We start from the raw sequence: 11,122 nt of genomic DNA, 5'->3' as shown, positions 1-11,122 counted from the left end.
CGGACCATTTGGTCCGGCCTCGTTTCGTTTGCCCCCCGCTCATTCGATTCGTCCGCCGGTCGAATCAGCCCCCCGACAGCGACGTCAGAATCTGGATGTAAGGCATCATCACGGCCAGAATGATGAACAGGACGAGGCCGCCGAGCATCAGGATCAAGAGCGGCTGGATCAGCTCGCCCATGTTCTTGACCATGTGCGTGACCTGTTCCTCGTAGTCGTCGGCCAGGTGATTGAGACTCTCGGGGATCTTGCCGGTCTCCTCGCCCGATTCGAGGACGGCGTAGACGTCGTGATTGAACTGCCGCGACGGCCGAAGCGCCGCGCTCAGATCCTTGCCTTGCATCACCTGGTCCTTGGCCGCCAGGACGGCGTTACGGATCGGGGTCATGGAGACGACCTGCGCGGTCAGATCCATCGAGCTGCCGACGTCAACGCCGGCGTCGAGCAGGGTCGCCAGCGTGCGGGCGAATCGGCTGGTGTCGAGCTTGCGGCACAACGAGCCGAAGACCGGAAGCCTCAGGATCACGCGGTCGAGGATCGCCTTGCCGGCCGGGGCCTTGTAGACCTGGAAGAGAAACACCGGCACGCCGATCAGCACCAGCGGAAACAGCCACCAGCCGCCCGCCGAGATGAACCCGCTGAAGGCCAAGAGCGCCCGGCTCGCCCAGGGAAGCTGGGCCTTCCGGCTGATGTCCGAGAGCAGCGAGGCGAACATCGGCAGCAAGAAGATCGTGATCAGCGCGACCACGCCGCCGGCGAGCGTCAGGACGATGATTGGGTAGATCATGGCCGACCGGGCCTGGCGGATCAACCGCTGCCGCGATTCATAGTGCCGGCTCAGCAGCTTGAGCGTTTCGGGGACGCCCCCGCGCGCCTCGGCCACGCGGATCATGCTCAAGAACATCGTGCCGAAGACCCGCTTGTCGCGCGACATGGCTTCTTCGAGCGTCGAGCCGGCCTTGATGTTGGTTCGCATCCGGCCGATCACCGGGCCGAGGGCCGTCCGCTCGAACTGCTGTTCGAGGCTCGACAGCGCCCGGTTGAAATCGACCCCGGCCTGTAAATACGCGCCGAACTGGCGACAGAACTGCGCGAGTTGTCCCGAGCTGACCCGTCCGAACAGGATGCGCTCGTGCCACTTCGGGCCGGCCTCGACCACCTCGCGAACGCCGGCCGGCCGGGACGACGGCGCGTCGCCCGACGGCTTCGGCTTCGGTCTCGGTTTCGAGCCGGCCGATCCCGAGCGCCCGGGGGCCGGCTGGAAAGTGCTCTCACCGAACCCCGCGCGCGCGGGGTGCTGGGGTGGTTCGTCGTCGCCTTGCGGCGGGCGGCGCGGTCGTCGAGGTTCCAGGGGAGCGGCGTCTTCCGGGTCGTGGCTCATCGGTGCGGCTCCGCGATCCAGGACGAATCGCAATGAGAGGATGGATCGGATCGAGGCGTCAGGGAGTCCAGCGCAAGACCGGGGTCTTGGCCGCCTTGACCTCGTCGAGCCGGCTGACCGGCGTGGTGAACGGCGCGTCGTGCAGCATGTCGGGATCTTCGGCGGCGATCGTCTTGAGGGCCGCGGCGAAGGCGTCGAGCGTCTCGCGGCTCTCGGTCTCGGTCGGCTCGATCATCAGGGCTTCCGACACGATCAACGGGAAGTACACCGTCGGCGCATGGAAGTTGAAGTCGATCAACCGCTTGCCGACGTCCATCGCCCTGATCCCGCGGTCCTTGGCCAGCGTCCGGGCCGATGCGACGAACTCGTGCATGCAGCGGTCGCCGCCGGGGACCGGGAAGACGTCGCGGACCTGGCTCAACAGATAGTTGGCGTTGAGCACCGCGTGCTGCGCGATCCGCTTCAGCCCGTCGGGCCCCTGGCTGCGGATGTAGCAGTAGGCGCGGAACAGCACGCCCGTGTTGCCGAAGAACGCCCGAACGCGGCCGATCGACTCCGGCCGGTCGTAGTCGAGGAAGTAGGTTCCGTCGTTCTTGCGTCCGACCGTCGGGGCCGGCAGGTAGGGTGCCAGGTGCTTGCGGACGGCGATCGGTCCCGCGCCGGGGCCGCCGCCGCCGTGGGGGCCGGAGAAGGTCTTGTGCGGGTTGTAGTGCATGAGGTCGACCCCCATGTCGCCCGGGCGGACGACGCCGAGGATCGCGTTCATGTTGGCGCCGTCGAGATAGAGCAGGGCGCCCCGATCGTGCAGTAGCTTGGCGATCTCGCCGACCTGGGGGTCGAAGAGGCCCAGCGTGTTCGGGTTGGTGATCATGAACACGGCGGTCTGGTCGCTCAGCTTCGCCTTGAAGTCGTCGAGGTCGACGAGCCCCCTGGCGTCGCTCTTGACCGTGACGGTCTCGAAGCCAGCGAGGTGGGCCGACGCCGGGTTGGTGCCGTGGGCGCTGTCGGGGATCAAGACCTGCGACCGCGTCCGGCCCGGGTCCTTGTCGCGGAAGTAGGCCGCCGCGACCAGCAGGGCGGTCAGCTCGCCCTGCGCACCGGCCGCCGGCTGAAGGCTCACCGCGTCCAGGCCGGCGATCTCCGCGAGGTGCTCCTGAAGATCATAAAGGATCGTCAGCAAGCCCTGGAGCGTCGAATCGTCCTGGTACGGGTGCTGGGCGCCCAGGCCGGGGAGGCTCGCCAGACGTTCATTCCGCTTCGGGTTGTACTTCATCGTACACGAGCCGAGCGGGTAGAAATTGCCGTCTATCGACATGTTGAGGGACGACAAGATCGTGTAGTGCCGTACCACGTCGAGCTCGCTCAGTTCGGGCAGCGGGGCGGGCGTCGCCTGGCGATACGCCTCGGGAATCAGCGCGTCGAGCGGCTTCTCGGGCACGTCGCTCGTCGGCAACACCGCCGTATAGCGCCCGGGCCGGCTCGATTCGAACAGCAGCGGAGGTTGTTCAAGCTTGTACATGGATGGAATGCTTTATGAAATGAACAGGTCGTTGCGACAGGTTCTCGGCCGCGTGGTTCAGATCGATTCGAGTGCGCGCTGGTAGGCCGCGGCCAGGCCGTCGATCTCGGCGCGCGACCGCTTCTCGGTGACGGCGACCAGGATGCCGTCGGCCATCTCGGGATACCAGCGGCCGAGCCAGACGCCGCCGTGATAGCCGAGCTTGCCGACCTCGGCGAGCAGGGCGCGCGGGTCTTTCGAGCAGCGGATCACGAACTCCTTGAAGAAGGGCCCCGGGAAGGCGAGCTTGAGCCCCTCGACCGCGCCCAGGACTTCGGCGGCGTAGTGGGCCTTGCGGGTGCTCAGCTCGGCGGCCTCGCGCAGCCCGCGCGGGCCCATCGCGGCCAGGTAGATGCTGGCGCGGAGGGCCAACAAACCCTGGTTGGTGCAGATGTTCGACGTCGCCTTCTCGCGGCGGATGTGCTGCTCGCGGGTCTGGAGGGTCAGCACCCAGCACCGCTTGCCGTTGCGGTCGGTGGTCTCGCCGACGATCCGGCCGGGCATCTTGCGGAGATACTCCTGGCGGCAGGCGAGGATGCCCAGGTACGGACCGCCGAACGACATCGGGTTGCCCAGCCCCTGGCCCTCGGCCACCACGACGTCGGCGCCGTACGTGTCGGGACGCCGCAGCAGGCCCAGCGAGATCGGGTCGACGCTCACGATCACCGTCGCGCCTTTTTCGTGGGCCGTCTTCGCGACTGCCTCGACGTCTTCCAGCTCGCCAAAGAAGTTCGGCTGCTGGATCACGACGGCCGCCGTGTCGGGCGTGATCGCCTCGGCGATCGCCTTGGGGTCGACCTTGCCGTCGACGGCCGGGACGGTGACGACCTCGGGGTCGAGGTGTTCGAGGTACGTTGCCAGGATCTGCCGGTACTCAGGGTGGACCGAGCCGGCGACGACGATCCGGCCGAACCGCCGCGTGACCGCGAGCGCCATCAGCGCGGCTTCGGTCACGGCCGAGCCGCCGTCGTACAGGCTGGCGTTCGAGACGTCCATCCCGGTGATCTGGGTGATGAGCGTCTGGTACTCGAACGTCGCCTGCAACGTCCCCTGGCTGGCCTCGGGCTGATAAGGGGTGTAAGCCGTGTAGAACTCGCCGCGCGAGGCCAGGGCGTCGACGACGGCGGGGATGAAGTGGTCGTAGCTCCCCGCGCCCAGGAAGCAGACGCGCTGGTCGGCCCCCTGGTTGAGCGCCAGCAGGCCGCCGATCCGGCTCGTCAACTCGAACTCGGTGAGCGCCGGGGCGACGTTCAGCGGGCGGTCGAGCCGGTACTCGCGGGGGATCATGTCGAAAAGCTGCTCGATCGAGTCGAGCCCGATCGCATCGAGCATGACGCGCACGTCGTCGGGAGTGTTCGCGATATAAGCCATCGTGTTTCCAGGAAGGAACCAAATAGAGAGTGCGGCGCGTTCAGAAGACCGTTACGGGTTCGGCTTCCGAACCCGTGGCACCCATCAGCCGGCTGTCAGAGAGCGGACTACCAACTCCAACTCGCCACATCAGGGGCGGGCGGCGGCTTCGTGAGCCCTCGATCAATGCTCGTCTTCGGCGATCTTCTTCTCGTAGGCGGCGTAATCGAGGAGCTTGTCGGCCTCGGCCGGGTCGGCGACCTTGATCTTCACCAGCCAGCCCTTGGCGTACGGGTCTTCGGAGAGGAGCTGGACGTTGGCGGCGAGCGGCTCGTTGACCGCGACGACCTCGCCGCTGATCGGGGCGTAGACGTCGTTGACCGACTTCACGCTCTCGACCTCGCCGAAGCTCTTGCCGGCGACCACGTGGGTTCCGACGGACGGAAGCTCGATCGTGAGCAGGTCGGTGAGCTGGTCGACGGCGAACCGCGAGATCCCCACGGTGGCCGTGTCGCCTTGGATGTCGACCCACTCGTGAGTCGGAGCGTACCGGAGCTGGGCGGGGTCCATGAATCGGATTCCTTTGCGTTACGTGGTCGTTGAGAAGGGATCGAGGGAAGAATCAGGACGGGACGGCGGCCGCGCTCGGCTCGGCCTTGGGACGCTTGTAGAACGGCAGCGCGACGACCGTGGCGGCCTCGGGTTTGCCCCGGACGTCGACGACGACCGAAGTTCCCGGGGCCGAGGCTTCGGGATCGACCAGCGCCATGGCCAGGCTGGCGTCGAGCGTGGGCGAGAACGTGCCGGACGTCACCGCGCCGACCATGCGGTCCTGGAACGACACGGTGCACCCCTGGCGGGCGATCCGCTTGCCTCCCAGACGAAGGCCGACGCGGGCGGCGCCGGGGCTCGCCTGATGCTGCTTGAGGGCCTCGGAGCCGACGAAATCGCCCTTGTCGAGCTTCACGGCCCAGCCGACGCCGGCGGCGAACGGGTTGATCGTCGCCGACAATTCGTGACCGTAAAGCGGCATCCCCGCCTCGAACCGGAGCGTGTCGCGCGCGCCCAGACCGCACGGCAGGATGCCGAAGCTCGCGCCCGAAGCCAGAAGCGCTTCCCAGACCCTCTCGGCCTCGGCCGCCGCGACGATCAGCTCGAAGCCGACTTCGCCGGTGTAGCCCGTCCGGCTGACCATCGCCTGGACGCTCCCCAACACCTTGCCCATGGCGACGTGATAATATTTCAACGTGTCGAGCGGCAGGTCGTAGAGCGGCTGCAACGTCGCCAGGGCCGACGGCCCCTGAACGGCGATCATCGCCGTTTCGAGAGTCCGGTCGGTGAGCTTGGCTTTGGCGTCTTCAAGATGCTCTTGGAACTGCGCGACCACGGCGGCGCGGTTCGAGGCGTTGCAGACGACGTAATACCCCTTGTCGAGCCGGTAGACGAGGATGTCGTCGATCAGGCCGCCGAGGTCGTTGGCCATCAGACTGTACTGGATCTGGTTCGGTTGCAGCTTCGACGCGTCGTTGGTCGTCACCCGGTCGATCCAACCGAGCGCCCCCGCGCCTTCGAAAGCGAGCCGGCCCATGTGGCTGATGTCGAACAGTCCGACCCCCCGGCGCACCGCCCGGTGCTCCTCGACGATGCTCGTGTACTGGACCGGCATCGACCAGCCGGCGAAATCCACCATCCGGCCGCCGTGCGCCTGGTGCCAGTCGAACAGTGGGGTCTTCAGCGGGGTGGCGTCGGCCATCAAGGGCGCTCCGAGCGTCTGCTCTATCTCAAAGATGACTTGCGGGGCGAAGAAAGTGGATTGTAGCCGCGCGGGCCGCCCTTCGACAACAAAGCTCGCCTCCAGGCGGTCTTGCGACGATTACGACCGTTGATGCAGGCGGTCATGGATGTGGCTGAGCCAGCTTTCCGAAGGGAGTCCGTACGGGCGGAACTTCTCCAGTCGGTTGTGCTCCTCGCTGAAGAATAGGGCGCGGTTGGTGCCGAGCTTCGACGCGGCCGGGTTGTCGAGCAGGTGGCCCGAGTCGGTCGGCCCCATCTGGAAGAGGACCCGCATGGCGAACTCGCGGAGGTGCTGGAGCGTGAAGCAGCGGTTGAGGTTGTTCACGGTGTCGCACCAGGCGATCAGGTGGATTCCGTACCCCGGGCCTTCGCGGAGGATCAGGTCGATCTGATCTGGCGGCGAGGAATCGTCGTCGCGGCGGCCGAAGCTGAAATCGTCCTCGCGACGGCGGAGGTCGCGGAACCGGGGCAGGTCGTGGATGAACAGGAACAGCTCGGGACCGTCGTCGGCCTCGGGCTGCTGGCGGCGCTCCAGCTCGCCGGCGACCTCGGACAGGAACGCGGCCGCCTCGCGCCAGCCGCCGACCTTGATGCCGTGCGGCAGCGCCTCGGCGACGTGTTTGAGTCGGTCGGCGAAATGGTGATCCTCGGGGGTGCCGTCGAGCACCCAGAACCTCGCTCCGGCGCGGACCGTGTCGGACTCGGCCGGGGCGAACTGGACGGCCAGGCTGATGAGCCCGGAAGCGATCACGCCGAGGGCCGCCTCCTCGTTCTGACCGACGATCAACAGATGATTTCCCCCCTGGCGGCGGAACAGGGCCGAGGTCGGCTCCTTGATCGCCACGGGGTCGCCGAGCCAGGCCATGGCCGATCGGGGCGAGGCGGGCCAGGCGTCGGCCTCGATCCGCTCGGCGAGCGCCGGGTTGCGCTCGACCTCGGCCGGGGCGTCGCCTTCGAAGACGATCGGCGTGCGCGCGAGCTTGGGCTTGCGCTCGTCGGCCAGGTCGCGGATCTTCCGCAGGTAGTCTTCGCGGGCGTTCTCCGACAGCCAGACGACCTGGAAGAAGTGGTTGCCCTCGGGCGCGCCGTTGGCGTCGTTGTAGATCGCCTCGCCGGGGCGCGAGAGCAGCTTCGCGGCCACGTTGTTTTCGGAGAGAATCAGGTGCGAGTCGGCGTCGCTGCACTGGAGCGCGATCCGCACGCCCATCTGCCCGAGCGTGCTCCGGGCCAGCGTGAACGCGCCTCCCAGGCTCTGCGAACCGAGCTCGATGTGGATGCCGAAAGCGCGACCCTGGCGGACCAGGCGGTCGAGCAGGAGCGCGGCTTCTTGCGCGACCTTGTCCTCCTCGACGAAGAACTCCTGGAACTCGTCGACGACCAGCAAGATCCGGGGCAGGGGGGGCGTGCCGGGGGCGTTGCGGTAGCCTTGAATGTCTTGCACGCCGGCGTCGCGAAACCGATCGGCGCGGATCTTCAACTCGGCGTCGAGCCGCTGCAAGACGCTGATGCCGAACTCGCGCTCGCTCTCGATCGCCACGACGCTGGCGTGGGGCAGGTTGTAGGTCGCGTAGACCTTGAACTCGACCCCTTTCTTGAAGTCGATCAGGTAGAGGTCGATCTCGTCGGGGCTGTACGAGAGCGCCAGGTTGGTGATCATCGCGTGCATCAGCGTTGACTTACCCGACCCCGTTCGGCCGGCGATCAGGACGTGCTGCGAGGTGCCGTGGCCGAGCGTCAGGTTCTGGCGCTTGGCGGCGCCGGCCTTGCCGAGCGAGACGTCGATGCCCGACCGGCTGTCGCCGGTCCACCACGAATCGGGAGTCGGCACGATGAACTCGAACGGGACCTCGACCCGCTTGGCGACCCGCGCGGCCTCGCCGATCTTCTGGATCAGCCGGGTGGCCGTGTCGACGGCCGGCGGCGCGTCGAGCTTCAGCGGGTAGCCGCCGAGCTGGTCGTCGTCCCAGACGAGCTTGCCGTCGTCCCAGCTCAGCCGCGTGCAGTAGGGGCGGAGGTCGGTCAGCCGGCAGCCGGTGGGAAGCTCGCGGGTGACGTCGACGGCCATCATCGTCAAGACGCCGCAGGGCGTGCCTCCCGCGATGATCGCCGACAGCCGGGCGGCGGCCTTCTCGTCGAACTTGGTCGGGAAGTCGGCGACCACCAACACGCGGTACGGCTCGGCCACCTCGCCGGCCACGGCGTTGTAGTCCTCGATCGCGGCGTACTCGTTGCGGAGGTACTTCTGGGTGACCAGCTCCATGTGGCTTTCGAGGTCGGCAAGCCGCTCCTCGATCTGCCGGGCGTCGGTCCAGACCTGGCCGTTGACGAGCGCCTCGTCGAAGTCGGCCAGGTGCATGAACGCCCCGAAGTTGCGGCCGATGCCGATCGGGTCGATGATCGTGAACCGGACCATCCCTGGCGGCACGCTGGCGAGAATCCGCGTCATCGCCGCTTGGAGCGCGACCAGGGCCGTTGTCCGCCCTTCGGCCGAGGTCTCCACCAGCAGGTTCGCCGACGACGGAAACGCGCGGAGGGCCGGCAGGCGGAAGCTCGACGGCAGCCCTTCCATCAGCGAGGCGTCGGCCGGCAGGCCGTGGGGGATGGCCGCGAGGTCGAAGGCGAAGGTTCCGAACGGCAGGGCCGAGGGGGCCGACCGCGGAAGCTCGCGCTGGGGCCATTCGGGATCTTCCCAGTCGACGCCCAGCAGTCGCGCCCGGCGGGTCACGTCGTCGAGCGCGTCCGCCGCCTGGCTCAAGCCCTCGCGCCAGCGAGCCGTGAGGATGCGGCGGTCGTTTTCGTAGGCCGCCCGGATCTGCTCCTTGACGGCTCGGTAGCCGTCTTCGAGCTTGGTGATTCCGGCCTCGTTCTTTGACTTCAGGTCGGCCATGCGGTTGTCGTGAGCCTGCACGGCTTCCATCATTTGCTTGGCCTGATGGGTTTGCAGGTCGGTGAGCTTCTGCGCGTAGACCTCGTTGATCTTACGGAGCTTCTCGTCGCGGTCGGTCTCGCCCTGCGCGACCGTCCGGGCGTGGTCGTCCTTGGCTCGCTGGAGGTCGACTTCCTGCTGAGTCGTCAGCCGTTTGAGGGCCTCTTGCAACTGGAGGTCGACCTGGGCGTTGCAGTACGAGCCCAGCCCCTGAGCGTCGGCGAGCGACTGCGTCAGGGGTTTGTAGAGGCGTTCGAGCTGGAATTTCGAGAGGTTGACCAGCCACATCCGGAGCGCGAGGGCCAGCACCAGGCCGACGCCGGCCAGGACCGCCGCGACGGTGAGGTCGGCACCGACGAGGACGGCGAGCGTCAGCGCGAGCGCGACCATCGTGACGTAGACCCACGCCTCGTTCGTCCCCTTCAACGATTTGGGGATCACCAGCTTTTCGAGCAGCTTGAGGGGCTCGTTCATCCGCGAGACCCGCGTGAACAGCTCATCGGCGCCGCTGGCGAACTTGGTGTACGACTCGCGGGTGGGGGGCGGGATCTCGGGGTCGAGGCCGAACTTGCGGTACGACTCCGCCAGGGCGACGAGGCGGTTGCGGTACGATTTGGCGATGTCGAGGGCGTCGGTCACCGGCTTCTTGGCGACGGCGTGGTCTCTGAGCGCGACCTTCTGTCCGGCTTCGTGCTGGGCTGTCGCTTCCGACCGGGCTCGGGCGTGGCTGGCTCTGGCGGTCTCGCGGAGGGTGTCGAACTCCGAGGCGATCCGCCGGCTGGCGAACGCGAACTCGGTCTTGGCCTGGGCTTCGCCGGCCGTCGCCGCCTCGACGATCGACCGCCTCCTCTGCTCGTCGCCGGACCGCGAATCGCGGTCGAGCTGCTCGACCTTCGCCTTGAGCCCTTGTTTCTTGCGGTTGTATTCCGAATCCGCCTCGGCGGTTCGCGATCGGCGGGTTTCCTCGATCTCCGTTTCGGTCGTCGCCCGGTCGGCGATCAGTTCGAGGATCGAGCGGACGGCCTCGCGTTCCTGGCGGATCAGGTCGGGAACCGGCGCATGGTCCGGTCCGGCCGGGTCGTGAGAGGACTCGGCGTCGGCCTCGCCGCCGGTGGTTCTCAGAGAGGTCGAGGGGCTCACAGGGATTCACTCCGGTCGGAACAGTCGCGGCGGACCTGATCGAGCACGTCGGCGAGCTTCTGGAGGCCGATCACCGCCGACTCGACGGCCGACGACAGCGGCGCGAGGTGGCGGTCCTCGAACCGCTTCCGCACCGAATCGGTCCAGGTCGCCTCGGTCAGCATCCAGTGATCGTTGAGGACCCGGATCGTCTGTTTGAGACGGGTGGCTCCCGCCACGACCTTCGCGTTCGCCATGCTACGCGTCCTCGTGTGTTTCGGGCCCCTCGTCGGCTGCGGCGACGGGCGCGGCTTGATCCAGTATGGTCTCGGCGATCGCGTCGAAGTGGGCCGGCGACCGCCCGACGCCCCCCACGGGTTCGGCGGCCGTTCCCCTGGGGACTTCGACCCGCAGGTAAGCTTCAAGGGCGTCGACGAGGCGGCCGAGCAGGGCGACGGCGCCCGGAACGTCGCTGGCGGCCAAGTCCTTGAGTCGCTGAACGCCGCCGTGATATTCGAGGATCGCCTGTTGCAGCGCCGGCTGCCATTTACGGACCAGGATGAGCCGCTTCTCGGCGTCTTGCAGGCTCGCCTCGGCCAGCCGCAGCCGTTCCTTGGGCTCGGCCATCGACGGGTGATGCTCGGGAGACTTCTGGAGCCTGAGCCGGAACAGGTCGGCCTTGGCCGACGCCACTCGCTCGCGACGCCGCTTGATCTGCTCTTGCCAGTAGTACGGTCGGTCCTGCTGGAGCCAGAGCACGGTGCGCCGGACCTCGGCCTCGGCCGCTCCCAGCGCGGAGAGCGTGTCCTCGCCGTACAGCGCCAGCGCCGTTCGGAAGTCCTTGAGCGCCTCGATGGACTGAGCCTCGACCTGGCTGCTCATTGCGTCTCTCGCACGTCGTGTGGAAGCCTGGGACTCGCCGGCTCGAACGAGCACGCGACGAGCACAGCGCGGCGGGACGTCGCCAGCGACGGCGAAACGACCTCGCGAACGC

General features: G+C 67.6%; 8 protein-coding genes. All 8 read right to left on the bottom strand.

Annotated elements, in window-relative coordinates; translation table 11 throughout:
• Window positions 1–64 precede the first annotated feature (64 nt).
• A complete protein-coding gene (locus BSF38_RS08925) occupies window positions 65–1,381 on the bottom strand; it encodes a type II secretion system F family protein (protein ID WP_076344874.1) in 1,317 nt (438 codons plus the stop codon).
• A 58-nt stretch (window positions 1,382–1,439) separates the two neighbouring features.
• Complete coding sequence (gcvPB, locus tag BSF38_RS08920; RefSeq protein ID WP_076344872.1) at window positions 1,440–2,900, bottom strand: aminomethyl-transferring glycine dehydrogenase subunit GcvPB; 1,461 nt, start codon at window positions 2,898–2,900, stop codon at window positions 1,440–1,442.
• Window positions 2,901–2,957: 57 nt separating this feature from the next.
• Window positions 2,958–4,310, bottom strand: a complete 1,353-nt coding sequence (gcvPA, locus tag BSF38_RS08915) for an aminomethyl-transferring glycine dehydrogenase subunit GcvPA (protein ID WP_076344870.1) — start codon at window positions 4,308–4,310, stop codon at window positions 2,958–2,960.
• A gap of 162 nt (window positions 4,311–4,472) precedes the next feature.
• Window positions 4,473–4,859, bottom strand: a complete 387-nt coding sequence (gene gcvH, locus BSF38_RS08910; protein ID WP_076344868.1) for a glycine cleavage system protein GcvH — start codon at window positions 4,857–4,859, stop codon at window positions 4,473–4,475.
• A gap of 52 nt (window positions 4,860–4,911) precedes the next feature.
• Window positions 4,912–6,042, bottom strand: a complete 1,131-nt coding sequence (gene gcvT, locus BSF38_RS08905; RefSeq protein WP_076344866.1) for a glycine cleavage system aminomethyltransferase GcvT — start codon at window positions 6,040–6,042, stop codon at window positions 4,912–4,914.
• A 120-nt stretch (window positions 6,043–6,162) separates the two neighbouring features.
• On the bottom strand, window positions 6,163–10,149 hold the full coding sequence (locus tag BSF38_RS08900; protein WP_076344864.1) for an FtsK/SpoIIIE domain-containing protein: 3,987 nt from the start codon (window positions 10,147–10,149) through the stop codon (window positions 6,163–6,165).
• The gene (locus BSF38_RS08895; RefSeq protein WP_076344862.1) at window positions 10,146–10,385 is read right to left on the bottom strand and encodes a hypothetical protein; all 240 of its coding nucleotides are present in this window, start codon (window positions 10,383–10,385) and stop codon (window positions 10,146–10,148) included. The genes BSF38_RS08900 and BSF38_RS08895 overlap by 4 nt, the downstream gene beginning before the upstream one ends.
• A 1-nt stretch (window position 10,386) precedes the next feature.
• The gene (locus BSF38_RS08890) at window positions 10,387–11,010 is read right to left on the bottom strand and encodes a hypothetical protein (protein ID WP_076344860.1); all 624 of its coding nucleotides are present in this window, start codon (window positions 11,008–11,010) and stop codon (window positions 10,387–10,389) included.
• Window positions 11,011–11,122: the final 112 nt, after the last annotated feature.

The organism is Paludisphaera borealis, from assembly GCF_001956985.1.
In the GTDB taxonomy this organism is placed as follows: Bacteria; Planctomycetota; Planctomycetia; order Isosphaerales; family Isosphaeraceae; genus Paludisphaera; species Paludisphaera borealis.
The sequence above is the reverse complement of the archived record's forward strand: the minus strand, read 5'-3'. Positions and strand labels throughout refer to the sequence as shown.

Excerpts from the sequence above, each read along its gene's own strand:
- BSF38_RS08925 (WP_076344874.1), bottom strand. The coding sequence starts at position 1,381 with ATGAGCCACGACCCGGAAGACGCCGCTCCCCTGGAACCTCGACGACCG.
- gcvPB (WP_076344872.1), bottom strand. The coding sequence starts at position 2,900 with ATGTACAAGCTTGAACAACCTCCGCTGCTGTTCGAATCGAGCCGGCCC.
- gcvPA (WP_076344870.1), bottom strand. The coding sequence starts at position 4,310 with ATGGCTTATATCGCGAACACTCCCGACGACGTGCGCGTCATGCTCGAT.
- gcvH (WP_076344868.1), bottom strand. The coding sequence starts at position 4,859 with ATGGACCCCGCCCAGCTCCGGTACGCTCCGACTCACGAGTGGGTCGAC.
- gcvT (WP_076344866.1), bottom strand. The coding sequence starts at position 6,042 with ATGGCCGACGCCACCCCGCTGAAGACCCCACTGTTCGACTGGCACCAG.
- BSF38_RS08895 (WP_076344862.1), bottom strand. The coding sequence starts at position 10,385 with ATGGCGAACGCGAAGGTCGTGGCGGGAGCCACCCGTCTCAAACAGACG.
- BSF38_RS08890 (WP_076344860.1), bottom strand. The coding sequence starts at position 11,010 with ATGAGCAGCCAGGTCGAGGCTCAGTCCATCGAGGCGCTCAAGGACTTC.